This window comes from Burkholderia sp. COPS, from assembly GCF_019425585.1.
GTDB lineage: Bacteria > Pseudomonadota > Gammaproteobacteria > Burkholderiales > Burkholderiaceae > Burkholderia > Burkholderia cepacia.
Genome location: NZ_WIXR01000015.1, coordinates 270,153 through 294,526 on the forward strand (window position 1 = coordinate 270,153; position 24,374 = coordinate 294,526).

General features: G+C 66.6%; 19 protein-coding genes and 3 tRNA genes. 14 read left to right on the forward strand and 8 right to left on the reverse strand.

Annotation, left to right across the window (positions count from 1 at the left end):
• Nucleotides 1–59 precede the first annotated feature (59 nt).
• The 3 genes from FOZ70_RS14350 (at nt 60) to FOZ70_RS14360 (ending at nt 3,256) form a co-directional block, all read left to right on the forward strand.
• Nucleotides 60–338, forward strand: a complete 279-nt coding sequence (locus FOZ70_RS14350; protein ID WP_011352385.1) for a hypothetical protein — start codon at nt 60–62, stop codon at nt 336–338.
• Nucleotides 339–477: 139 nt separating this feature from the next.
• The gene (locus FOZ70_RS14355; RefSeq protein ID WP_059587896.1) at nt 478–1,980 is read left to right on the forward strand and encodes a DUF1800 domain-containing protein; all 1,503 of its coding nucleotides are present in this window, start codon (nt 478–480) and stop codon (nt 1,978–1,980) included.
• A 67-nt stretch (nt 1,981–2,047) separates the two neighbouring features.
• Nucleotides 2,048–3,256 (forward strand): DUF1501 domain-containing protein, encoded by a 1,209-nt coding sequence (locus FOZ70_RS14360; protein ID WP_021160389.1) that lies wholly within the window; start codon nt 2,048–2,050, stop codon nt 3,254–3,256.
• 13 nt (nt 3,257–3,269) lie between these two features.
• Here FOZ70_RS14360 and hpnD read toward each other — a convergent pair whose 3' ends face one another.
• Entirely contained in the window at nt 3,270–4,103 is an 834-nt protein-coding gene (gene hpnD, locus FOZ70_RS14365) for a presqualene diphosphate synthase HpnD (protein WP_059490014.1), read from the reverse strand.
• Nucleotides 4,104–4,338: 235 nt separating this feature from the next.
• Here hpnD and FOZ70_RS14370 point away from each other — a divergent pair.
• Together FOZ70_RS14370 and FOZ70_RS14375 are read left to right on the forward strand one after the other, a co-directional pair.
• Nucleotides 4,339–4,425: transfer RNA gene (locus FOZ70_RS14370), tRNA-Leu, on the forward strand.
• Nucleotides 4,426–4,622: 197 nt separating this feature from the next.
• The gene (locus tag FOZ70_RS14375; RefSeq protein WP_021160391.1) at nt 4,623–4,916 is read left to right on the forward strand and encodes a hypothetical protein; all 294 of its coding nucleotides are present in this window, start codon (nt 4,623–4,625) and stop codon (nt 4,914–4,916) included.
• Between the two features lie 103 nt (nt 4,917–5,019).
• Here FOZ70_RS14375 and FOZ70_RS14380 read toward each other — a convergent pair whose 3' ends face one another.
• The 4 genes from FOZ70_RS14380 to FOZ70_RS14395 all read right to left on the reverse strand — a co-directional run bounded on the left by FOZ70_RS14380 (nt 5,020) and on the right by FOZ70_RS14395 (nt 8,766).
• Nucleotides 5,020–5,250: a hypothetical protein gene (locus tag FOZ70_RS14380; protein ID WP_021160392.1), complete on the reverse strand. Its 231-nt coding sequence runs from the start codon at nt 5,248–5,250 to the stop codon at nt 5,020–5,022.
• A gap of 113 nt (nt 5,251–5,363) precedes the next feature.
• Nucleotides 5,364–6,473 carry a class II histone deacetylase gene (locus FOZ70_RS14385; protein WP_021160393.1) on the reverse strand — a complete coding sequence of 370 codons (1,110 nt, stop codon included), beginning with the start codon at nt 6,471–6,473 and terminating at the stop codon, nt 5,364–5,366.
• 16 nt (nt 6,474–6,489) lie between these two features.
• Nucleotides 6,490–7,698: an MFS transporter gene (locus FOZ70_RS14390; protein ID WP_059490007.1), complete on the reverse strand. Its 1,209-nt coding sequence runs from the start codon at nt 7,696–7,698 to the stop codon at nt 6,490–6,492.
• A gap of 21 nt (nt 7,699–7,719) precedes the next feature.
• Nucleotides 7,720–8,766, reverse strand: coding sequence for a porin (locus FOZ70_RS14395; RefSeq protein ID WP_104766736.1), 1,047 nt, complete (start codon nt 8,764–8,766; stop codon nt 7,720–7,722).
• A 302-nt stretch (nt 8,767–9,068) separates the two neighbouring features.
• Here FOZ70_RS14395 and FOZ70_RS14400 point away from each other — a divergent pair, with 302 nt between their 5' ends.
• Together FOZ70_RS14400 and FOZ70_RS14405 are read left to right on the forward strand one after the other, a co-directional pair.
• Nucleotides 9,069–10,214 (forward strand): helix-turn-helix transcriptional regulator, encoded by a 1,146-nt coding sequence (locus FOZ70_RS14400; protein WP_219706164.1) that lies wholly within the window; start codon nt 9,069–9,071, stop codon nt 10,212–10,214.
• A 99-nt stretch (nt 10,215–10,313) separates the two neighbouring features.
• A complete protein-coding gene (locus FOZ70_RS14405) occupies nt 10,314–11,312 on the forward strand; it encodes a 2-dehydropantoate 2-reductase (protein WP_059494173.1) in 999 nt (332 codons plus the stop codon).
• Between the two features lie 170 nt (nt 11,313–11,482).
• Here the strand turns inward: FOZ70_RS14405 and FOZ70_RS14410 are convergent, their stop codons facing one another.
• Entirely contained in the window at nt 11,483–11,932 is a 450-nt protein-coding gene (locus FOZ70_RS14410) for a MarR family transcriptional regulator (protein WP_021160399.1), read from the reverse strand.
• 62 nt (nt 11,933–11,994) lie between these two features.
• Nucleotides 11,995–13,140 carry a glycerate kinase gene (locus tag FOZ70_RS14415; protein WP_059489998.1) on the reverse strand — a complete coding sequence of 382 codons (1,146 nt, stop codon included), beginning with the start codon at nt 13,138–13,140 and terminating at the stop codon, nt 11,995–11,997.
• A 387-nt stretch (nt 13,141–13,527) separates the two neighbouring features.
• Here FOZ70_RS14415 and tig point away from each other — a divergent pair, with 387 nt between their 5' ends.
• The 6 genes from tig to FOZ70_RS14445 all read left to right on the forward strand — a co-directional run bounded on the left by tig (nt 13,528) and on the right by FOZ70_RS14445 (nt 20,105).
• Nucleotides 13,528–14,874 carry a trigger factor gene (gene tig, locus FOZ70_RS14420; protein ID WP_042978235.1) on the forward strand — a complete coding sequence of 449 codons (1,347 nt, stop codon included), beginning with the start codon at nt 13,528–13,530 and terminating at the stop codon, nt 14,872–14,874.
• A gap of 140 nt (nt 14,875–15,014) precedes the next feature.
• Nucleotides 15,015–15,668 (forward strand): ATP-dependent Clp endopeptidase proteolytic subunit ClpP, encoded by a 654-nt coding sequence (gene clpP, locus FOZ70_RS14425; RefSeq protein ID WP_010092137.1) that lies wholly within the window; start codon nt 15,015–15,017, stop codon nt 15,666–15,668.
• A gap of 164 nt (nt 15,669–15,832) precedes the next feature.
• Nucleotides 15,833–17,104 carry an ATP-dependent Clp protease ATP-binding subunit ClpX gene (gene clpX / locus FOZ70_RS14430; protein ID WP_006489345.1) on the forward strand — a complete coding sequence of 424 codons (1,272 nt, stop codon included), beginning with the start codon at nt 15,833–15,835 and terminating at the stop codon, nt 17,102–17,104.
• A gap of 197 nt (nt 17,105–17,301) precedes the next feature.
• The gene (lon, locus tag FOZ70_RS14435; RefSeq protein ID WP_011352361.1) at nt 17,302–19,725 is read left to right on the forward strand and encodes an endopeptidase La; all 2,424 of its coding nucleotides are present in this window, start codon (nt 17,302–17,304) and stop codon (nt 19,723–19,725) included.
• A 204-nt stretch (nt 19,726–19,929) separates the two neighbouring features.
• Nucleotides 19,930–20,005: transfer RNA gene (locus FOZ70_RS14440), tRNA-Val, on the forward strand.
• Between the two features lie 23 nt (nt 20,006–20,028).
• Nucleotides 20,029–20,105: transfer RNA gene (locus FOZ70_RS14445), tRNA-Asp, on the forward strand.
• 286 nt (nt 20,106–20,391) lie between these two features.
• Here the strand turns inward: FOZ70_RS14445 and FOZ70_RS14450 are convergent.
• A complete protein-coding gene (locus tag FOZ70_RS14450) occupies nt 20,392–21,783 on the reverse strand; it encodes a DUF1254 domain-containing protein (protein WP_165843491.1) in 1,392 nt (463 codons plus the stop codon).
• Nucleotides 21,784–22,385: 602 nt separating this feature from the next.
• Here FOZ70_RS14450 and FOZ70_RS14455 point away from each other — a divergent pair.
• Nucleotides 22,386–24,320 (forward strand): SurA N-terminal domain-containing protein, encoded by a 1,935-nt coding sequence (locus FOZ70_RS14455; protein WP_219706165.1) that lies wholly within the window; start codon nt 22,386–22,388, stop codon nt 24,318–24,320.
• Nucleotides 24,321–24,374 lie beyond the last annotated feature (54 nt).

A 24,374-nucleotide genomic window follows, 5' to 3' on the forward strand; every position in this document is an offset into this window, starting at 1 on the left:
GAGGTAACCGGTTGCCGCGTGACGAAGGGAACAAATCGACCAAAGAAGCGAGGACGGTCATGCGATCTGCCCGGATTGCACTGATGCTGACGATCGCGCTCGCCGGTCCGTATGCGTCGAACTTCGCGTATGCGCAGCGCCCCGAGCAGGGCGCATCGTCGCGCAAGCTGCCGCGCGGCAAAGCGCCGCAGTCCGATCGTACCGCCGAGATGACGGTTCGTTCCGCCGTGCCTCCCGATCTCGAACAGCGCCGCCGCGACGGGCACATGACGCCCGAGGAGCGCCACCTTTTGCGCCAGCACATCGAGGACGCCGTTCGCGAGCTGTACAAGCGCTGACGCGCCGTCTTCGCCCTGCGGATCACAACGCGATACACCCCGCGGAAAAGATTCGTAGCAATTTTTCCGTCAACTTTCGCCTGCCGATTGCCGTTGTACCGGCATCCGCACCGCCGGTGCGCACCGGGAGTCCATGACGATGAAAGCGAACGCTGCCGCACCGGCGCCGTCGCCCGCCATGCAGTCGCCGCTCGACGCCGACGATGCATTGTTTTTCCTGAGCCGTACCGGTTTTTCTCCCGCGCCCGCCGATGTCGCGCGCATCGTCGGCATGACGCGCGCGCAGGTCGTGGCCGACACGCTCGGCAGTGTTCGGCGCGAGCCCGTCACGACGTGGCCGGACTGGATCGCCGAGTTGCCGCCGACGCGCGCGCAACGCCAGGCGCTGACCCCCGACATGCGGCGCGACGAGCAGCGCGAGCGCAATGTCCGCTACGATGCGCTGCGCGCGGCCTGGATCAACGAGATGATCGTCACGCCGTCGCCGCTGACCGAGCGCATGACGCTGTTCTGGCACGGGCACTTCACGTCGGGGCAGGACAAGGTGCCTTACCCGCAGACGATGGCCGCGCAGAACGCGCTGTTTCGCCGCGAGGCGCTCGGCAACTTCGGCGTGCTGCTGCACGCGGTCGCGAAGGATCCGGCGATGCTTCAGTATCTCGACGGCGCGAGCAATCGCAAGGGCCGCCCGAACGAGAACTTCGCACGCGAGGTGATGGAGCTGTTCACGCTCGGCGAAGGGCATTACACGCAATTCGACGTGACCGAAGCCGCGCGCGCGATGACGGGCTGGACGGTCGATCCCGACACGCTGCGCTTCGAGGTGCGGCCGGAATGGCACGATGCGGGCGACAAGACGATCCTCGGCGAAACCGGGCCGTTCGACGGCGACGGCTTTCTCGACATCCTGCTGAAGCGGCCCGGTACCGCCCGCTTCGTCGCCGGCAAGCTTTGGCGCGAGTTCGTGTCGGATACGCCCGACCCGGGCGCGCTCGATGCGGTGGCCGAGCGGTTTCGCTCGAGCGGCTACGACATTCGCGCGGCGCTCGCCGCGCTGTGGTCGACCGACGCCTTCTGGGACCCGCGCAATCGCGGCGTGCTCGTCAAGTCGCCGGCGGAATTCGTCGTCGGCTCGGTACGGCTGTTCGACGTTGCGTACGGCGATCCGCAGATGCTTGCGAACACCGTGCGCACGCTCGGGCAGAACCTGTTTTATCCGCCGAACGTGAAGGGCTGGCCGGGCGGCGCGCTGTGGATCAACAGCACCACGCTGCTCGCGCGCAAGCAGTTCGTCGAGCAACTGTTCCGCGCGACCGAGACGGCCGGCATGCACCCGCCGGCGCGTGCGACGGTGCCGCCGCCGAATGTCCGCGCGCACGCGATGCCGGTGGTCGATGCGGCGTCCGCCGCCGGCATGCGCGCGGCGCCTGCCAGGCCCGCGCGCGGCGGCCTGCGTTTCGACCTCGAGCGCTGGCTCGCGCAATATCGCGCGCGGCCGCAGGCGATCGCGGGCTTGTCGACCGAGCTTCAGTTGCAGCACGCGGTGCTGCAGCTTTCGCCGGTCGCGGCGATCGACACGGATTCGACCGGCAGCGCGTATCTCGAGGCGCTGCTGATGGACCCGGCCTATCAACTGAAATGATTCGAACGACGATGAAGCGGGGAGCCGGTGCGGCAAAGGTGCCGGGCGGCGAACCAAAGGATGCGCGATGAACCGACGTGATTTTCTGACGCTGACGGGCGCCGCGGCCGCAGCCGGCGTGTCGCTGTGGCAGGCGCCCGCGATGGCTGCCACCGGACGGCAGCCGGAGGCAGGGTATGCGAACGTGCTGATCCTCGTCGAGCTGAAGGGCGGCAACGATGGCCTCAACACGGTGGTGCCGTATGCCGATCCGCTGTATTACCAGTTCCGGCGCAGCATCGGCATCAAGCGCGAGCAGGTGCTGCAACTCGACGCGCACACGGGGCTGCATCCGTCGCTCGCGCCGCTGATGCCGCTGTGGCGCGACGGGCAGGTCGCGGTCGTGCAGGGCGTCGGTTATCCGCAGCCGAACCTGTCGCATTTCCGCTCGATCGAGATCTGGGATACCGCGTCACGCTCCGACCAGTACCTGCACGAAGGCTGGCTCACGCGGACGTTCGCGCAGGCGCCGGTGCCGCCCGGGTTCGCGGCGGACGGCGTCGTGCTCGGCAGCGCCGAGATGGGGCCGCTCGCGAACGGCGCGCGCGCGATCGCGCTCGTCAATCCCGCGCAGTTCATCCGTGCGGCCCGCCTCGCCGAGCCGTCGTCGCTGCGCGAGCAGAACCCCGCGCTCGCACACATCATCGACGTCGAGAACGACATCGTGAAGGCCGCCGACCGGCTGCGCCCGCGCGGCGGGATGCGCGAATTCCGGACGGCGTTTCCGGCCGGCGCGTTCGGCACGTCGGTGAAGACCGCGATGCAGGTGCTGGCCGCGTGCGAAGCGTCCGGGCCCGGCGCGCAGGATGGTGTCGCGGTGCTGCGCCTGACGCTCAACGGCTTCGACACGCACCAGAACCAGCCGGGGCAGCAGGCCGCGCTGCTCAAGCAGTTCGCGGAAGGGATGAGCGCGATGCGCGGCGCATTGATCGAACTCGGGCGCTGGAACCAGACGCTCGTGATGACGTATGCGGAATTCGGGCGGCGCGTGCGGGAGAACCAGAGCAACGGCACCGATCACGGCACGGCCGCGCCGCATTTCGTGATGGGCGGTCGCGTGGCCGGCGGGCTGTACGGCGCACCGCCGGCGCTCGGGCGGCTCGACGGCAACGGCAACCTGCCGGTCGCGGTCGATTTCCGCCAGCTTTATGCGACCGTGCTCGGGCCGTGGTGGGGGCTCGATGCGACGCGCGTGCTGCAGCAGCGCTTCGACACGCTGCCGTTGTTGAAGGCGTGATGCGTCGTGACGTTCAGCGGCGGCGCGCGGCGCGCCACGCGATCCACAGCTTGCGGATCGGCGTCAGCGCAATGCGCTGGTGCAACACCTGGTAATCGTCGCGCTCGATTTCGTCGAGCAGCGCGCCGGCCAGTGCGATCTGCGCGCGCAGCGTGCGCTGTGCGCGGCGCCCGGATGCGGGGATCGCCGCTTCGGCGGCCGCAAGCGCTTCGCGCGCCCGTGCCGTCTGGAATTGCAGCAGCTCGGTGAACGCCGGGCTGTAGCGACGGTTCAGCAGGTCGGCCGCCGTCACGTTGTAGCGCTGGAGTTCGTCGATCGGCAGGTAGATGCGGCCGTGGCGCGCGTCGTTGCCGAGTTCCTGCACGAACTGCGCGAGCATCAGCGCGCGGCCGGCGTCCGCGGCCCACGGCTGCGGGTCGGCCGGGTTGGCCGAACTGGCGCGCGCGACCAGCGACGCGAAGGTGCCGCCGACCTGCGCGATGTAGCGCTGCAGATTCGCGAAATCGAGGTAGCGCGCCTGTTCGAGATCCATCCCGTAGCCGTTGACGAGCGTGCGCAACGCGTCGGCTTCGGCGGCGATCGCGGGGTGATGCTGCGCGAGTGCCTTCGTGACCGGATGCGACGGCTGTCCGTCGGCCAGCGCCGCGAGTTCCTTGTGCCACCACGCGAGCTTCGTGTGTCCGACGGTCGGATCGCTGGTTTCCTTGACGGTTTCCTCGAGTTCGCGGCGCAGCGCGAACAGCGCGGTCAGGCGCGGTTGCGTGGCGAGCGGCGCCTGACGCAGCGCGTAGTAGACGCTGGAGCCCGCAGGGGCGGCCTTTTGCTGACAGTAGTCGTCGAAGTTCACGGGCGGAATCGTGTGGGGGCGGGTTCGGGGGACGCGCGGCGGCGCGGTGCCGAAACGTCGAGCGCGGCATTCTAGCACCGCCGCACGACGGGTGCCGGCGGGGCGAGACAACGCCGCCCGGATCGGGTAGAATCTCGCGCTCGCCTGATCGGGCGTGCCGGCTCGAGGCCGGCGCGATGTCCCGGGCGCGCGGCAACGCAGCTTGCGTGCCGCGTAGTCAGGCGACGGAAAATGCGCGTGAGTGGCGAAATTGGTAGACGCACCAGGTTTAGGTCCTGACGCCCGCAAGGGTGTGCCGGTTCGAGTCCGGCCTCACGCACCAGAAGTCGAACAAGCACTCGTCAGGGTGCTGTTCCCGAAAAAGCGCTGCCGGTCGGCTGACCGCAGCGCTTTTTTGTTGATGCCTGTCTTGTTCGTGGACGTGCGGCCCGTATGAGGAGCGCACCCTCGAATTCGGCCGCGTGTAACATCGTCAGCGCGATCGAATACAGCAAGTACGACAACACCGAGGGGCCACCGATGAAAAACACCGTACGCATCCCGATTTCCGTTCTGGCGCTGATGCTGGCCGCGCCGGCATTTGCCAATACACCTGCCGACAACGTCGCATGGAGCGCCAGGCCGCTGCACGCGGCGGCATCGACGTCGGCGTGCTCTGCGTACTCGGGGCGGGTGATGTCGGGCGGCGAGTCGCCGTCGACCGAAAACGTGCTGAAAGCGCTCGGCACGTCGCTGGCCGGCGCCGTGCTGGGCGCCGTCACCGGTGGGTATCAGGGCGCGGTCTCCAATCCGTGCCCGCGTCCCGGCCTGTGATCGGCGCGCAGGCGAGTCGAGGGGCTCGCCGCGTTATCCAGAACAAGCCCGACGAAGCGCCGCGCGTCACCCGACTCGCGGCGCTTCGCCGTTTCAGGCACGTCTATTCCCAGAAACTCCGGATCGCGACCGCCACGATCACCGGCACCGAAAAAACCAGCGGGATCGCGAAATACTGCGCTTCGCGATCGACGATCCAGCTATAGATCACCCACGCCGCGCCGAGCGCGAACGTGATGAGGCCGACCGTCACGGCGGCGATGTTCAGCGCCAGCTTCGAAGGCTGGCGGCGCGTCTTGGCATCGTCATTGTTGTCGCGCGGGGACGATTTCATCGGAAGAGTACGGCTTCGGGCCGGAACGGGGATAAAGGCACAGGAGACCCCATCCGCTCCGATCGCGCAAGAGGGCCGCCGCCCGCCGGCCCCGGCGCATTCGTCAGCGCGCATTACAACCCGAACGACGCCGCCAGCTCGTCGAGCAGCCCGCGCTGGAACGCGATGAACCGCTCGCCCGGCTGCTGCGCGATCGCGAGGTCGAGCATCGGATCGGCGACGTCGGTACGAATGCCGGCCAGTTCCTCGACGATCGCGAGCCCGCAGAACGGCACGTATGCCTCCGAATAGCCGCCTTCGTGAACGATCACGAGCCGCCCGCCGCAATGGCGCTGCGCGGCATCCTTCACCGCACGCGTCATGAACCGGTAGCTGTCGGTATGCAACTGCATGCGCGCGAGCGGATCGACCGCGCTCGCGTCGAGGCCGCTGGCGACGACGATCAGCTCGGGCCGGAAACGCGCCAGCGCCGGCAGCACGATCCGCTCGAACGCGTAGCGATAGGCATCGTCGCCGCTGCCCGCGAGCAGCGGCACATTCAGGTTCGCGCCGACGCCCGCGCCTTCGCCGCGATCGTCCGCGCCGCTATAGCCCGGCGGGAAACAGCGGTCCTGGTGCAGCGAGATCGTCAGCGTGTCCGGATCGTCGTAATAGATCGACTGCGTGCCGTTGCCGTGATGCACGTCCCAGTCGATCACCGCGACGCGCTCGATGCCGTGTTTCGCGCGGGCGGCCTCGATCGCGATCGGGATGTTCGCCAGCATGCAGAAGCCCATCGGGCGATCGCGCAGGCAGTGGTGACCGGGCGGCCGCGACAGCGAGAAGGCATTGGCCGCGCGCTCGCCGACGACCGTATCGACGGCCGCGATCGCGAGGCCGGCAGACAGCGCGGCGATCTCGTAGCTCCCTTTGCCGAACGGCGCGAGATCGCCGAGGTCGCCGCCGTTCGCGTCGCTGAGTGCGCGGAACGCATCGAGATAGTGCGCGGGATGAATGCGCAGCAGGTCGGCGGTCGTTGCCGGTTCGGCGCCGCGCAGGTCGAGCTGCGCGGCCAGGCCCGAGGCCTGCACGAGCGACAGGAAACGGCGCTTCGAATCGGGCGATTCCGCGTAGCCCGCGCTCGACGGCGGCTGGACCCAGCCGCCGACCGGGAAGAACAGCGCATGCGTGCCGCCGGTGTGCCAGAAAGTGCGTTCGTCGGTGAAGAAGGCAGTGCGATTCATGGATGTGCGAGACCTGTCACGGTTGGGAGGAAACGGAGGCGTGCGTGCGGCGATCGATGTGGCGCAGCGCGGCGAAAGACACGATCGCGACAGCCGTCGCGGCCGTGAACAGCGCGTGCATCGTGCCGCCGGCGTCGAGCATCAGCCCGGCGAGCAACGGGCCGGCAGCGAGGCCGGCGCCGATCACGAAATTGAGCGTGGCCACGAGGCGGCCCGACGTATCGATCTGCGCGACGGTCGCGAGGATGAACGGCAGGACGAACGTCCACGCGAACTTGAACGCGAAGATCGCCGCGCTGTAGCCGCCGGCTTGCCGCATCACGGCGAGCGCGACGAGCGAGGCCGCCAGCAGCGCGTAACCGGCCGTCAGCATGGCGCGCCGCGCGAGCCGGCCGCCCGCGCACGATGCGAGCGCCGCGCCGGCGATGCCCATCACGCTCGCGATCGCGAGTACGTTGCCGGTCGACTGCGGATCGAGCCCGGCTTCGGCCGCGGCACGGCTTGCGAACGTCCACACGCTGCCGATCGCGAGATAGAACGTCAGCACCGCGCCGATCGCGAGCACGATCGAGCCTTGCGGCGTCCGTGCCGCCGCGCCGCGCGCGTGTTGCGCAGGCGCGGCTCGCGCGCCCAGCGACGACGGGAAGCCGCGCGACAGCGGCGCCGCGAGCAGCGCGAGCCCGGCGAGCGCGACGTACAGCGCGCGCAGCCCGAATGCCGCGAACACATGCGGCAGCACGAACAGGCCGATCGCGCCCGCGATCAACTGGCCGACGACCCACAGGCCGTACACGCGGTCGCTGTTTTCGCTCGTTGCGGCGCTCGTCATGCAGAGCACCATCAGCGAACCGCCGCCGAGCGCGGTCACGGCGCGCAGTGCGAGCAGCGCGACGAAGCCCGGCATCCACAGCGCGGTCAGCAGGTTGCCCGCGCCGAACAGCGCGATGGCGAACGCGGCGACGCGGCGTGCGTCGATGCGACCGAGCCACAGGTACGACGGCACGGTCGCGAGGCTGAACGCGCCGAGTTCGACGAAGAAGTAGGTGCCGATCTGCGAGGCGGACAGCCCGAGCTGCGTCGCGAGCTGGCCGGCGACGGCGGGCGCCACGAGCAGCAGCAGCGGCGTGATGGCCGCGAACACGACGAGCGCGACGAGCGTCGAGCGCGCGAAGGTCGATGCGCGGCCGTCGGGCGGGAGTGCGGCATCCGGGGACAGGGTTTTCATGGCGGGATCTCGTGTGGGGAATCAGAACAGGTGGTACATGCCGACCATCGCGCCGAACTGCGATGCGCCGGCGAGCGGCGTCGGGTCGTATTCGTAGACAGTCTGCGAACTCTGGCCGCTGTTGCGCGCATAGCCGAGGTTCACGTAGGCGACGGTGCGTTTCGACAGCGCATACGTGGTGCTCGCGATGAACAGCGTCGGGTGGCCGATGGCCGGCGCGCGCGAGTCGGTGTGGTAGACGCCGGCGTTCAGGCCGATCCCGTTCGGTGTCAGGTAGCGCGCACCGCCCCAGACGATCGTGCGCGCGGCGTCGAGGTCGCCGGTCAGGCGTTCGACACCTGCGTAGACGGTGAGCGGCAGTGCGGCGAACGCATAGCGCGCGGCGAGCGTGCCGAGTTCGCGGCGGCGCGCCGACGTGTCGCCGGCCGCCGATACATCGCCGTGTGCCTGATGCAGCACCGCGCTGACCGACAGGCCGTTGCTCGTGTACTGGCCGCCGAGTTCGAGCACGCGTCCGGCGCGCGTATTGCCGGCGACGCCGGACGTCGCGGCAAGCGCCTCGACGTCGAAGCCGGCGAAGGTCGGCGACTGGTACTTGACGGAGTGGTCGATGAAGTTCGCGTTCATCGGCACGATGACGCCCTGGCCGCTGTACGACGCGTACCAGAGCGGGTCGTAGAACAGCGTCTTGTCGAACAGCACGCTGAACTGACGGCCGAGCGTGACGGTGCCCACGGGCCCGGCGATGCCGACGTACGCGCCGCGGAAGAACGCGTAGCCGGGCGCGGTCGCGGTGCCGTCGTTGAGGTTGAGGCCCTGTTCGAGCTTGAACAGCGCACGCCAGCCGCCGCCGAGATCCTCGTTGCCCTTCAGGCCGACCTGGGAAGGCAGGATGCCGTAGTTCTGCAACTGCACGGCCGAATGGCGCCCGTCGGCATGCGTCAGGTATTGCACGCCGGCATCGAGCGCGCCGTACAGCGTGAGGGTCGACTGCGCATGCGCGGCGGCGCTGCACGCGGCAAGCGTCGCGACGGCCGCGGCCGTGCGGATGAAGCGGGGTTTCGTCACGTGGGGTTCTCCATACCGTCCTGCATCGGTTTGTCGTTGGTGTTGTCGCGACGCAGTGTCCGCAGCGGGAAAACCTTCGAACAGTCGTACAGATGAACGGTGCGGAAAACCCGAGGTGCGCGGCATGGTCGCGACGCGCTGGCGTCGCGCGGCGTGCTGCGGAGCAGCAACGTGCCGCGTACCGTTCAAATGGATGGGGCTGGTGCCGGTTCCGGCACCGGGGCCCGTCAAAAAAGCCGGTCGCTATAATCGGCCGGTGTCGTTGGGCACGTCAGCAGCCCGATCGGGCAGGGGAGCGGAAGGTGAGGATCACGACGGATATCGGGCAGGATCTCGAAGCGCTGCGTGACGTGCCGGCCGCCATCGTGCTCGACGACTTCGCCTGGCCGCCGCTGCCGTCCCGGCGCGCGGATTTCGACGGCGTCACGCGCGGCGACGCAGCGCAGCGCGAACTCGGGTTGATGCTGCTCGACCTGTACGCGGTTGCCGCGCGGTCCGGCATCGGCGAATTCGAATACCGCTTCTTTTCGCTGCTGCAGGCGCTCATTCCGTTCGACGCCGCGTGGACTGGCGTCGCGACGCATGTGCCGACCGGCCCGGTGATGCACAACAGCTTCCTGTACCGTCTGCCGCACGCGTTCTTCAGCGACTGGAAGCGCGTGCGCGATTGCGACCCGCTCGCGCACCGCACGCTGCGCGGCGCGCACGGCCACGCGGTGCGGCTGTCGGTCGTCGAGCCGGGGCTCGATGCACGGTTTCGCGACTGGTGCGTGAAGTACGGGCTCGCGCAACTGATGTGCGTGTGCACGCTCGATCGCCGTTTCGGCCTGACGACGTTCATGTCGATCTACCGACAGGGCCTGAACCGTCCGTTCAGCGATGACGATGCGCGCCGTTTCGAGGAAGTGATTCCGCATCTCGCGGCGGCGCTGACCATCAATCGCGCCGCGCAGCTCACGCGCGAGCGCGGCGATGCGGTTGCGCCGGCCGCCCGCGCGCTGTGCGACAACTTCGGTGTGCTGCATCACGCCGATCATGGTTTCGACGACGTGCTGCGCACCGAATGGCCGGCATGGGCCGGTGCACGCGTGCCGGAGCCGCTCGTTGCGCACCTGCGGCGCCAGCCGGGCCAGCCGTTCGTCGGCGATGCATTGCGGATCCAGTGCGTGCCGGTTGCGGGGCTGTTCCAGATCGAGGCGCGGCCGCGCTCGCTGCTCGACCGCCTGAGCCCGCGCGAGCTCGCGGCGATCCGCTATTACGGCGCCGGGCGCTCGCACAAGGAAGTCGCGCAACAGATGGCGATTTCGCCGACGACCGTGCGCCATTACCTGCGCTGCGCGTACCGCAAGCTCGGCATGCACGACAAGAGCCAGATCGCCGGCGTGCTCGGCGCGACGGGCGGCGCGACCGACGACGAACCGGTGGAAGCCGGTGGCGAGCCACGCTGACGCATGCGAACGCCATGCGTCGCACGGCGGCGCGTGAATGGTTGTGCCCGCAACCATTGAGCGTTATGCTCGTCAGCTCCCAGGAGACGGAATTCCATCATGAACGACACGAATTCAGGGTCGGTGCGCGCGGCGGTGGTCGGGGTCGGCGCGATCGGCGGATTGCTCGCGGCCGCGTTGTCGCGGGCCGGGATGACCGTGAGCGCGTACGCGCGCGGCGCGACGCTCGACGCGCTGAACGCGCACGGCGTGCGCGTGATCGACGAGGCGGGCACGACGTCGTCGGTTCCGGTGCGAGCGAGTGACGATGCGGCCGCGCTCGGCGTGCAGGACTACGTGGTGATCGCGCTGAAGGCGCAGGTACTGCCGGCACTGGCCGCGCGCATCGCGCCGCTGGTCGGGCCGGACACCGTGATCGTCGCGGCGATGAACGGGCTGCCTTGGTGGTTCACACACGGGCTCGAAGGCGCGCTCGACGGCGTGCCGCTCGATGCGGTCGACCCGGCCGGCGCGGTGTCGGCGGCGTTGCCGCCCGCACAGGCGATCGGGTGTGTCGTCCACCTGTCGTCGAGTACCGATGCGCCGGGCGTCGTGCGCCGCGGGCGCGGCAACCGGCTGATCGTCGGGGCGCCCGATGCGCGGCTCGATACGGCTACTGCCCGGTTCGCCGCGGCGCTCGCGGCGGGCGGTTTCGACGTCGAGTCGACGCCGGCGATCCGGGCCGAGATCTGGACCAAGCTGTGGGGCAACATGAACATGAATCCGCTGAGCGCGCTGACGGGGTCGACGGCCGAGCAGCTGCTCGACGATCCGTTCACGCAGGGTCTCGCGCTGCGGATGATGGAGGAGGCGGCCGCGATCGGCGCGAAGCTCGGCCTGTCGACGGGGATGAGCGGGCCCGAGCGGATCGCGGTCACGCGCAAGCTCGGTGCGTTCAAGACGTCGATGCTGCAGGATTTCGAAGCGGGCCGCGCGCTCGAGATCGGGCCGATCCTCGGTGTGTTTCCCGAGCTCGGGCGCAAGCTCGACGTGCCGACTCCGTATTGCGACGCGGTGCTCGGGCTGCTGCGCCAGCGGGCGACGAACAGCGGGCTGTAAGCGCGGGCGGGGCCGCTGCATGCGCGATGCCGGCGAGGTCGCGCGCTGCAATCCGGTTGCCGCGCGCAGCGCATCACGCAAAGCGGGCCGCCCGCGTCGCGGGTGTGGCGACCGGGGCGGCCCGTCGAATTCATCGGATCAATACCGCGGGCATCGTGCCCGCGTGCCGGTCAGTCGTCCCGCTCGATTGCGTGCGCGACGACCTTGTCGAGCAGCCGCTCGAATGTCTGGCGTTCGCTGTCGGACAGGCATGCGAGCAAGCCATCGTTCCACTTGCGCACGATCGGCATGATCTTGCGATGCAGCGCGCGGCCGTCGGCGGTCAGCGCGATCAACACGATCCGGCCATCCTCCTCGCTTGCGCTGCGTTCGAGCAGCCCCTGGCGCAGCAGCGCCTCGGCTGCCCGGCTTGCCTGGCTCTTGTCGAGATTGGTGTGGCGCGCCAGATCCATGATCGAGAACGGGCCGAAGGCGCCGACGGCGGCGATCACGCGCGCCTCGGGCAGCGAGATGTCGAGCTTGTGCCGGTACACCTCGCCGATCCCGCGGTCGGATCGCTTCGTGAGCGCGTGGAGGCGATAGGTCAGAAACTGATCGAGCCCGGCTTGACGGCCTTTCATGTCGAATCCTGAAGAAAAAGGGCGGGCCCGATTGTTCCTGTATCGCGCGCTCGGGTCAACGGTCAGTGTGCGCCGTACTTCAGGCGTGTCAATTGCTCCGCTTCGTTCGCGAGCAGATTGGCCGCGTCGCGGATCGCGACGTCGAGCGTGATCGGCCCGGGAGCCGGCGAGAAGCAGCCGGAAAAATGTTCGGACAGGCGGGGCAGCGCGGCCGGGTCGACCGCGCCGGACAGCAGCGACGCGGGTACGCCGGCGGCTTGCGCGTGGCGGCACGCGATGAACGGCGCCTTGCCGTGCAGCGTCTGTACGTCGGAGCGGCCTTCGCCGGTGATCAGCCAGCCCGCGCCGGCGAGCGCCGCGTCGAGCCCGACCTGCCGCGCGACCACCTCGGCCCCCGCTTCGAATTGCGCGCCGAGCATGTGCAGCGCGAATCCGAGGCCGCCCGCGGCACCGGCGCCCGGCAGGTCGCGGCCGCGACGGTCGAGCGCGGCTTCGAGCAGGTCGGCGAAGCGGGCGAGTGCGGCGTCGAGGGTGGCGACCTGCCCGGGCGTCACGCCCTTTTGCGGGCCGAACACGGCGGTTGCGCCGTGCGCGCCCGTCAGCGGGTTGTCGACGTCGGACATGCCGATGAATTCGGTTTCCTTCAGCCGCGGGTCGAGCCCCGACGCGTCGATGCGCGCGATGTCGGCGAGTCGCGACGGCACGGGCTCGACCGGCTGGCCGTCCGCGTCGAAGCACTGCAGGCCGAGGCCTGCGAGCAGCCCGGCGCCCGCGTCGTTGGTGCTGCTGCCGCCCAGTGCGACGAAGAAGCGGCGCACGCCTTCGTCGAGCAGCGTGCGGATCGCCTCGCCCATCCCGCGCGTGCTGCGCGCGTCGACCGGCACGCTCATGCCGACCGGATCCGTGATGCCGACGATCTCGGCCGTTTCGACGATCGCGGTGCGCGCGTCGATCACGCCGACCGCCGCATCGCGTGCCGCGAGCGACGCACCGGCCACCCGCAGCGTGCGCCGCGTGCCGCCGCCCGCCAGCATCGCGTCGAGCGTGCCTTCGCCACCGTCGGCCATCGGGCAGCAGCGCACGACGGCGTCGGGCCGGGCGCGGCGGATGCCGGTGGCGATCGCGTCCGCGACCTGCTCGGCGGAAAGCGAGCCTTTGAACGAATCGGGCGCGATGACGACGACAGGCGCGGACGGGTGTTGCGGCATGGTGTCTCCGGAAGGCGTGATTGGTGTGAAGAATATTGGGGCGCGACGGCGGTGCACCCTCATTCGGAGCTTACAGGATGGCGGGCCCGTGGTGGATACGGCATGCGGCATAGCGGCGATCCGCGCGCATTGCCGTGCGAAGGGCTGCCGGCGCGGTGCGGACGCACGCGCGTCGCGCCGATCTGGCGGTGTGAGGAAAATTGTTTGCTAGAATAGTCGATTCTTCCGGCCAAAGCCGTGCTCCGAGCCGCTTGCGCTAGCCATCCGGCGCGTGCAGGGATGGCGTGGCGCTCCGGCGCGGCGAGTGTATGTGACGCACATCACGCCGCAGGCAGGCACGGCAAGGAAAACCCGATTCGCTCGAATAATTTTAGGACGATTGAAGCCATGGCTAACGTTGTTGAGAACCTCGGCAAGCTTGAACGCCGCGTGACGATTTCCCTGCCGAAAGACACCGTGCAGAAGGAAATCGACGCCCGTATCCAGAAACTCGCGAAGAACGTGCGCATGCCGGGTTTCCGCCCGGGCAAGGTGCCGCTGAAGATGGTCGCACAACAGTACGCGGGTCAGGTCGAAGCGGAAGTGCTGAGCGACAAGATCGGCCAGGAATTCTTCACGATCAGCCGTGCGGAAAACCTGCGCGTCGCCGGCCAGCCGAGCTTCGAGCCGAAGCAGGAGCAGGCTGAGGATGCATACGCGTTCGACGCGACGTTCGAGGTCTACCCGGAAGTCAAGATCGGCGATCTGGCGACGGCTGAAGTCGAGCGCTCGACGACGTCGATCGGCGACGCCGAAATCGACCGCACGCTGGACATCCTGCGCAAGCAGCGCGTGCACTTCCACGCACGCGGCGAAGCCGGCGAGCACGGCGACGGCGGCGCGGACACCGCAGCGAAGAACGGCGACCGCGTGACGGTCGACTTCGTCGGCAAGATCGACGACGTCGCGTTCCAGGGCGGCACGGCCGAAGATTTCCCGTTCGTGCTCGGCGAAGGCCGCATGCTGCCGGAATTCGAAACCGCGGCGCTGGGCCTGAAGGTCGGCGAACAGCGTACGTTCGACCTCAAGTTCCCGGATGACTACCACGGCAAGGACGTCGCCGGCAAAACGGCACAGTTCACGGTCACGATGAAGAAGATCGAGTGGCCGCACCTGCCGGAAATCGACGGTGAATTCGCAAAGTCGCTCGGCATCGAAGACGGCGACCTCGCGAAGATGCGCGCCGAGATCAAGGAAAACCTCGAGCGCGAAGCGAAGCGTCGCACGCAGTCGATCGTCAAGAACCAGGTGATGGACGCGCTGCTGAAGATCTCCGAACTCGACGTGCCGAAGGCGCTGATCGAGCAGGACCAGCAACGCCTCGTCGAAATGGCTCGCCAGGATCTGGCGCAGCGCGGCGTGCCGAACGCGAAGGACGCACCGATCCCGGCCGAGATGTTCACAGAGCAGGCAGAGCGCCGCGTGAAGCTGGGCCTCGTGCTGGCCGAGCTGGTGAAGTCGAACGGCCTCGAAGCGAAGCCGGAACAGATCCGCGCGGAAGTCGACGAGTTCGCGAAGAGCTACGAAGACCCGAAGGAAGTGGTCCGCTGGTATTATTCGAACCAGCAGCGCCTCGCCGAGATGGAAGCGTTCGTCGTTGAAAGCAACGTCGTCGATTTCGTGCTGGGCAAGGCGAAGGTGACGGACAAGGAAGTGAGCTTCGAAGCACTCGCGAGCGCATCGGCGCAAGCGTAAGTGTTGCTCTAGCGGCGTGCCGGCTGTCGGAGCGACGGCCCGCACGCCGTTTTTACGTCAAGCGCACGGTTGCCATTAATATGGCGATTGAGCGGGCGGCTTCCTTCCGTTCAATTTTCCATTCGAACAAGGTTCATTGAATGATCACTCGCGCTGAATTGCTGGACATGCTTGCTTCGAACGCGCCGCAAGGTTTCGAGGCGCAAGCGCTGGGGCTGGTGCCGATCGTCGTCGAAACGAGCGGCCGCGGCGAGCGTTCGTACGATATCTATTCGCGTCTCCTGAAGGAGCGCCTGGTGTTCATGGTCGGTGAAGTGAACGACCAGACCGCCAACCTCGTGGTCGCGCAGTTGCTGTTCCTCGAGAGCGAGAATCCCGACAAGGACATCAGCCTGTACATCAACAGCCCGGGCGGGTCGGTGTCGGCCGGCATGGCGATCTACGACACGATGCAGTTCATCAAGCCGGACGTGTCGACGCTGTGCATGGGCCTCGCGGCCAGCATGGGCGCGTTCCTGCTCGCGTCGGGCGCGAAGGGCAAGCGTTTCGCGCTGCCGAACTCGCGCGTGATGATTCACCAGCCGCTCGGCGGCGCACGCGGCCAGGCATCGGACATCGAGATCCAGGCGCGCGAAATCCTCTACCTGAAGGAGCGGCTGAACCAGTTGCTCGCGCAGCACACGGGCCAGGACGTCGAGCGCATCGCGCGCGACACCGACCGTGATAACTTCATGTCGAGCGAGGATGCGAAGGCGTACGGGCTGATCGACCAGGTGCTGCTGAAGCGCCCGTGAGATTAAGTGGGGTGCCGCCCCGATTCGTGCGGCGCCCCTGCGACTTCCCGAACGCCCAGAGCATCTGCGGCAAGCGCATCCGGTCGGCTCCGGTCGCGCCCTAGGCGCGGTGCCCGGAGCATTCGGCGTATCATGTCATTTACCTGTCCGGAGGCTCTACATTCATGGCGGACAAAAAAGGTTCGAACAGCGAGAAGCTGTTGTATTGCTCGTTTTGCGGAAAAAGCCAGCATGAGGTGAAAAAACTCATCGCGGGCCCGTCGGTGTTCATCTGCGATGAATGTATCGACCTCTGCAACGAAATCATTCGCGACGAGGCGGCTGCCGCCGGCGTCGAGGCCAGCCTGTCCCGGTCGGATCTGCCGAGCCCGCAGGAAATTCGCGACATCCTCGATCAGTACGTGATCGGCCAGGAGCGCGCGAAGAAGATCCTCGCGGTGGCCGTGTACAACCACTACAAGCGCCTGAAGCATCTCGACAAGAAGGACGACGTCGAGCTGTCGAAGAGCAACATCCTGCTGATCGGCCCGACGGGCTCCGGCAAGACGCTGCTCGCGCAGACGCTCGCGCGGTTGCTCAACGTGCCGTTCGTGATCGCCGATGCGACGACGCTGACCGAAGCCGGCTACGTCGGCGAGGACGTCGAGAACATCATCCAGAAGCTGTTGCAGAACTGCAACTACGAGGTCGACAAGGCCCAGCGCGGGATCGTCTACATCGACGAAATCGACAAGATCAGCCGCAAGTCGGACAACCCGTCGATCACGCGCGACGTGTCGGGCGAGGGTGTCCAGCAGGCCCTGCTGAAGCTCGTTGAGGGCACGATGGCGTCGGTGCCGCCGCAGGGCGGCCGCAAGCATCCGAACCAGGATTTCATCCAGGTCGACACGACCAACATCCTGTTCATCTGCGGCGGTGCGTTCGACGGCCTCGAAAAGGTGATCACCGATCGTACCGAGAAAACCGGTATCGGCTTCGGTGCGACGGTCAAGAGCAAGCAGGAGCGGGACGCGGGCGAAGTGCTGCGTGAAACGGAGCCGGAAGACCTGATCAAATTCGGTCTGATCCCCGAATTGATCGGCCGCCTGCCGGTGGTCGCGACGCTCGGCAAGCTCGATGAGGCGGCGCTGATGAAGATCCTGGTCGAGCCGAAGAATGCGCTCGTCAAGCAGTATCACAAGCTGTTCGCGATGGAGCGCGTCGAGCTGGAGATCCGGCCGGGCGCGCTGCAGGCAGTCGCCCGCAAGGCGATCCGCCGCAAGACCGGCGCGCGCGGTTTGCGTTCGATCATCGAACAGGCATTGCTCGACGTGATGTACGAGCTGCCGACGATGAAAGGGGTCAGCAAGGTCATCATCGATGAGAACGTGATCGATGGGGACGGCAAGCCCTTGCTGATCTACGAGGACACGCCGAAGGTGGCGGGTTCGAACTGACCGGCTTGCCGACGATGTTCTGCGAAAAAGGCCGTTCATGAGTCCGTGGGCGGCTTTTTTTCGTTTATCTTGTGGGTAACTCTGACTCGAAACGCGGTGGTTACTTTCTTACCGAATATTTCCCGCACTTGAAGGCTTGCAATTCGTTGTGGCGGCCTCAATTACCGAACAATTGATTCCACTCATGGGGAAATGAAATGTCAGGCACCCAACTTCTCCCGCCGGAACGCATCACGCTCCCGCTGCTGCCGCTGCGGGATGTCGTCGTTTTCCCGCACATGGTCATTCCGCTCTTCGTGGGCCGGCCGAAATCGATCAAGGCCCTCGAAGCAGCGATGGAAGGCGGCAAGCACATCATGCTTGTCGCCCAGAAAACCGCGGCCAAGGACGAACCGACCGAAAAGGACATGTACGAGGTCGGTTGTATCGCCAACATCCTGCAGATGCTGAAGCTGCCGGACGGCACCGTGAAGGTGCTCGTCGAGGGCCTGCAGCGTGCGAAGGCGTTGTCGATCGAAGAGCAGGAAACGCAATTCTCCTGCGAAGTGATGCCGCTCGAGCCCGATCACGCCGACAGCGCTGAAACGGAAGCGCTGCGCCGCGCGATCGTGTCGCAGTTCGACCAGTACGTGAAGCTGAACAAGAAGATCCCGCCGGAGATCCTCACGTCGCTGTCGGGCATCGACGAAGCGGGCCGCCTCGCCGACATGATCGCCGAGCGCCTGCCGCTGAAGCTCGACCAGAAGCAGCACATCCTCGAGATGTTCCCGGTCATCGAGCGCCTCGAGCACCTGCTCGCGCAGCTCGAAGCCGAGATCGACATCCTGCAGGTCGAAAAGCGCATCCGCGGGCGCGTGAAGCGCCAGATGGAAAAGAGCCAGCGCGAGTACTACCTGAACGAGCAGGTCAAGGCGATCCAGAAGGAACTGGGCGAAGGTGAAGAAGGTGCGGATCTCGAGGAGCTCGAGAAGCGCATCAACGCCGCGCGCATGCCGAAGGAAGCGAAGAAGAAGGCCGACGCCGAGCTGAAGAAGCTGAAGCTGATGTCGCCGATGTCGGCGGAAGCCACCGTCGTGCGCAACTACATCGACACGCTGATCGGCCTGCCGTGGCGCAAGAAGAGCAAGGTCAACAACGACCTGTCGAACGCCGAGCAGGTGCTCGACGAAGATCACTTCGGCCTCGAGAAGGTGAAGGAACGCATCCTCGAGTATCTCGCGGTGCAACAGCGCGTGGACAAGGTCAAGGCGCCGATCCTGTGCCTCGTCGGGCCCCCGGGCGTCGGCAAGACCTCGCTCGGCCAGTCGATCGCCCGTGCGACGAACCGCAAGTTCGTCCGGATGGCGCTCGGCGGCGTGCGTGACGAAGCCGAGATCCGCGGCCACCGTCGCACGTATATCGGTTCGATGCCGGGCAAGATCCTGCAGAGCCTCACGAAGGTCGGCGTGCGCAATCCGCTCTTCCTGCTCGACGAAGTCGACAAGATGGGCATGGATTTCCGCGGCGATCCGTCGTCGGCGCTGCTCGAGGTGCTCGATCCGGAACAGAACCACACGTTCGCCGACCACTACATCGAAGTCGACTTCGACCTGTCGGACGTGATGTTCGTCGCGACGTCGAACTCGCTGAACATCCCGCCGCCGCTGCTCGACCGGATGGAAGTGATCCGTCTGTCGGGCTACACGGAAGACGAGAAGGTCAGCATTGCCCAGCGTTACCTGCTGCCGAAGCAGAAGAAGAACAACGGGCTGAAGGAAGGCGAGATCGAGGTCACCGAGCAGGCGATCCGCGACATCATCCGCTACTACACGCGCGAAGCCGGTGTGCGTTCGCTCGAGCGGGAAGTGTCGAAGATCTGCCGCAAGGTCGTGAAGATGCTGCTGCTGAAGAAGGCATCGGGCGCGATCAAGGTCGACGGCGAGAACCTCGATACCTTCCTCGGCGTGCGCAAGTACGACTTCGGCCTCGCGGCGAAGGAAAACCAGGTCGGTCAGGTGACGGGCCTCGCGTGGACGGAAGTCGGTGGCGATCTGCTGACGATCGAAGCCGCGGTGATGCCGGGCAAGGGCAACGTGATCCGCACGGGTTCGCTCGGCGACGTGATGAAGGAGTCGGTCGAGGCGGCGCGTTCGGTCGTGCGCTCGCGTTCGCGGCGTCTGGGCATCAAGGACGAAGCGTTCGAGAAGCAGGACATCCACATCCACGTGCCGGAAGGCGCGACGCCGAAGGACGGTCCGTCCGCCGGCGGTGCGATGACGACCGCGCTGGTGTCGGTGCTGACGGGTATCCCGGTGCGTGCCGATGTCGCGATGACGGGCGAAATCACGCTGCGTGGTGAAGTCCTGCCGATCGGCGGCCTGAAGGAGAAGCTGCTCGCAGCGCATCGCGGTGGCATCAAGCTCGTGCTGATCCCGGAAGAGAACGTCAAGGATCTCGCCGAGATTCCGGACAACGTGAAGAACGCGATCGAGATCGTGCCGGTCCGCTGGATCGACAAGGTGCTTGAACTCGCGCTCGAGCGTTCGCCGACCCCGCTGCCGCCGGAAGAAGAGGCGAAGGCGGCGGCACCGGTCGCCGATGCGGCGAAGGATGCCGGCTCGACGGAATTCGTCAAGCACTGAGCATCGGAGCGCCGTTCGTTCTGACGGTTGTTCACGAAACCCGCGGCCTGGCCGCGGGTTTTTTTATGCGTCCCGGAATCGTAAGCGCGAGCGTGAAAAATATTCGCGCCGGAGCTTTGCAAAATGATCGGGGATGAATTAAACTTGCGGGCTCGCTGGTTGTTGATGCCGAAACGCAGATCGCAGCCAGAACGAATCGGAAACGGGTGCTTAGCTCAGCTGGTAGAGCGGCGCCCTTACAAGGCGTAGGTCGGGGGTTCGAACCCCTCAGCACCCACCAGTTTCCTGATTCAGCCAGACCAAGGAGCGGTAGTTCAGTCGGTTAGAATACCGGCCTGTCACGCCGGGGGTCGCGGGTTCGAGTCCCGTCCGCTCCGCCAAAAAATGAAGAAGCCCGCCTTGTGCGGGCTTTTTCATTTGTATCGTCGATTGCGCCCGCTGGCGGGCGCGTGACCGCGGAGCGGAGGAAGCCGCCCGCGCGGCTTCCGGCGGGGCTTGACCTTACGATGCCGGGCGAGCGGCATGGCAGCAGACAATCCGACAGGAAATGCCCCGGAGTGCGCAGCCGTCGGAACGGAAAACCCGCGACGGCTCGAACGCGGTCGCGGGTTTTTCATGCTTTCTCGCCGCGGAGGCGCCGGTTTTTCCGGCTCGCGCGGAGCGGTATTACTGAACGCGTATTACCGGCGGCAACTTGTAGGTTGCGTTCAGGAGCGGGGCGTCCGGCAAGTAGGTGCGCAGCGTCAGATTGAACGCGCCGGCAGGGGCCGGCAGCCAGTTGCTGGCGGGTACACCCGCGGGTCGCACATGGCTGATGGTGAGCACGAGCGAGCCGTCGCTCGCAAACTGAAAGTTCGACGCCGGATAGGACAGCGCATAGATTCCATCGGGATTCGGATAAAAGAAAGCCTGCGCCTGGTTCGTGCCGGCGTACAGCGTCAATGACCAGAAGGCGCGCGCCGGAGGAAGCTGTCCCGCCGGGAACGTCATCTGATAGACGCCGTTGCCGTCGTAATTCGCCCCCGACGTGTTCGCCGCTCCCGTACTGGTGTAGTAGATCGCTTCGCTGCCGGGCAGTGCACCGAGGCCGTTCAGCGCAACGCGCGCCCGTAGCGTGTACTGGGTTCCGTAGTTGCCGACGTTGGCCGGGCCGCCTGTCCAGCCATTCGAGCCGGTACTCGCCTGGGCGGCGGCTTGCTGCGTTCCGCCGCCCGTCAGGCTCGCCAGCGCCCGGGCCGCGCCCGCGTCGATCGATGCGACGTCGGCGGACGACGCGTTGAAGGTCTGCGCCGGGCCTATACCTATTATGTCGAGCGCGTTCGTCGCCTCGGCCGTATCCTGCGGCGTCGGCGGACTCTTTTTCAAGAGCCGGTTCACGTACTGAAAGTACGACGGCCAGTTGGCATAACCGGGCGGCTTTTGCGTGTCCACGCTGTCCCATGCAGCGACACCGGTTCCAGCAGGGCGCGACACGACCAGTTGATTCTGAACGGCCCACGCGGCGGGATAATCGTTCGCATCGCTCACGTAAGTCCGCGCCAACGCCCATACCGCGTTGGTCGACGAGCGGAGCACGGTGACGCCTGCCGGAGCGGTTCCCTGCCAGTTCGGCCCGACGACCCAGAAGACCTTCGCGACACCGTTGTCGGCGCTCGTGCCGCGAATCGCGAAGTTGTTCGTATAGGCGTCCATCAGCGCGAGGGAGAAGTAGCGGGTGCCGCTGGCGGGCGTGTCGATCTGAATCGGGCCCGCGTCCAGTTGAAGCATGGCGATGGAATACAGCGTGTCGTGATTGGGCTTCGTCACCGAGGTGGACGAAGCATCGGACAGCTGGCGATTGTGCAGAAACGTATTCGGCGCAAGGCCCTGGGCGATGTAGCTCTGTCGGGTCGCGTAGAACTGGTACAGCGCAATCGTGAACAGCGTGGCACTGTTTGCGGCATTTTCCGTCGCGACGGGCGAAACGCCCGAGCTATCGACACTTTCCCCATTGCAGCCCGCCAGAAGGCCGACAGAGGCAGCGAATGCGACGAGGCGCGCGTGGTGAAGAAAACTCATCGAGTGGTGCGGTAGGGTTGAATGGTCGAATGGGCCGCACCCGTTCATCGTTCCGTCGACGAGCGTGGCGCGGATTGCACGGCGCGAAAAGCGTATCCGGCTTGCGATGCGGCACGAACGATCCATTTTCGATAAGCAAAGTCCGACGACTCGTTAGGGCGGTGGAGACCGATCGGCATCGTGCGGTTGATCCCTGTCGTCTTTCTGGCCGTCACGTTTCTCGCGGCCTATGCCGGGACGTACAGGCCAGGCTTGTACCGCGTGCTCCCGTGTCGAGCACCTCCCGTTGGCTCGATTCGCTGCCCCGGTGGTGGCTTGCGGTCGTCGGCGCGGATGGAGACAGTCCCGCATCGGGCAAGCCGCTCGGCGAACGAATGATCGTGTGCTGCCGCGAGCCTGGGCGCCCGCGATGGAGTCGATCATTGGGCGAACTGCTTTCTGAACTTCACGAGGAGAGGCGGGTGACGGCGCATGCCCGGCTCTGAAAGACGGGCATTTTTGCCTGTACTTCCGGTGGTGATCGCCGCGGGCGCCGCCGCTTTTCTCCCGACCCACCCCGTATGTTGTAATATCGGGCGTTTTGTCCAATTTTCCCGTCACGCATGCTCGATTTCTTCCGTAATCACCAGCGCCTGATGATGGCGCTCCTGCTCCTGATCGTGTTGCCGGGGCTGGGTTTCGTCGGGATCCAAGGCTTCCGCGGCTTCTTCGACGATAGTGCGAACGTCGCGGCAGTCAACGGGCACAAGATCACGCGGGTCGAATTCGACGGCGCGTTCCGCCAGCAGATCGACCAGGCGCGCCAGGCACTCGGCGGGCAGTTCGACATCAAGATGTTCGATACGCCCGAGCATCGCAAGCAGGTGCTCGACGGCCTGATCCAGCAACGCGTGCTGGCCGACGAGACCCAACGTCTGCACCTGACCGCATCGGACAACGCCGTGCGCGATGCACTGATGAGCGACCCGATGATCGCGTCGCTGAAGAAGCCCGACGGGTCGATCGACGTCGAGCGCTATGCGCAGCTGCTGTCGTTCCAGGGGATGACGCCCGAGCAGTACCAGGAGCGCGTGCGCTACAGCCTCGCGCTGCAGCAGATTCCGGCCAGCATCGTGTCGAGCGCGTTCACGCCGAAGAGCCTCGCGCAACGCCTGTCCGAACTCGCCGCGCAGCAGCGCGAAGTGCAGGCGCTCGTGCTGAGGACGAGCGACTTCGCCGCGAAGGTCCAGCCGACCGACGCACAGCTCACCGCGTACTACGACGCGCACAAGCAGAGCTTCGCGACGCCCGAGACCGCGACGATCCAGTACCTCGTCTATTCGCCGGCGGCAGCGGCCGCGAGCGCGCAGCCGACCGACGCGGACATCAAGAAGTTCTACGACGACAACCCGACGCACTTCCGCACCGAAGCGCAGGTGCGCGTGAGCCACATCTTCATCGCCGCACCGGGCAGCGCAAGCGCGGCCGACAAGACTGCAGCGAAGACGAAGGCCGAGCAACTGCTCGCCGACGTGAAGGCGCACCCGGACCAGTTCGCGCAGATCGCACAGAAGGACTCGCAGGATGCACCGTCGGCCGCGAAGGGCGGCGACCTCGGTTTCATCACGCGCGGCTCGACGGCTGGCGGCAAGGCGTTCGACGATGCCGCGTTCGCGCTCAAGCAAGGTGATGTGAGCGGTGTCGTGCAGTCGGATCTGGGCTTCCACATCCTGAAGGCAACGGAAGTGAAGCCGGCGGCCGTCAAGCCGTTCGCGGAAGTGAAGGACCAGATCGCAGCCGACCTGAAGCAGCAGTACGCATCGAAGGCGTTCACGGACAACGCGGAAGGCTTCACGTCCACCGTCTACGAAAAGGCGAAGACGCTGCAGCCGGCCGCGGACAAGTACAAGCTGACGATCCAGACGGCTACCGTCACGCCGACGCCGAATCCGCAGTTGCCGCCGACGAGCCCGCTGAACAATCCGAAGTTCCTGGCCGCCGTGTTCGCCAACGACTCGGTGAAGAGCCAGAACAACACGCAGGCGATCGACGTCGGCAACAACACGCTGATCTCGGCGCGTGTGACCGACTACAAACCGGCTGCCGTGCCCGCGCTCGACGCGATCAAGGATGTCGTGCGCCAGAAGGTGGTCGCCGAGCAGGCTGCCGAACTCGCGAAGAAGGACGGCGCGGCGAAGCTGGCCGAACTGCAGAAGTCGAAGTCGACCGACGGGTTCGCGGCCGCGCAGAAGGTATCGCGTACGCAGTCGCAGGGCCTGACGCCGGCTGCGCTGAGCGCCGTCTACAAGGTCGACGCGAAGACGCTGCCGGCCTACGTCGGTGTCGATCTCGGCGCCGACGGCTATGCGATCTATCGCGTGAACGCGGTGATCCCGGGTTCGGCGGTCGATCCGCAGCAACTGGCGGCCGCGCAGCAGCAGATGGCGCAGGTCGACGCGCAGAGCGAAGGCGAAGCGTATCTCGCCGCGCTGCGCGATCGCTCGAAGGTGAAGCTGTACGGCTCGACGGCCAGCCAGTCGCCGGACGGCGACAACTGAGCATCGTTTCGCCCGCAACAAAAAGCCCCGCTTCACGCGGGGCTTTTTGTTTTC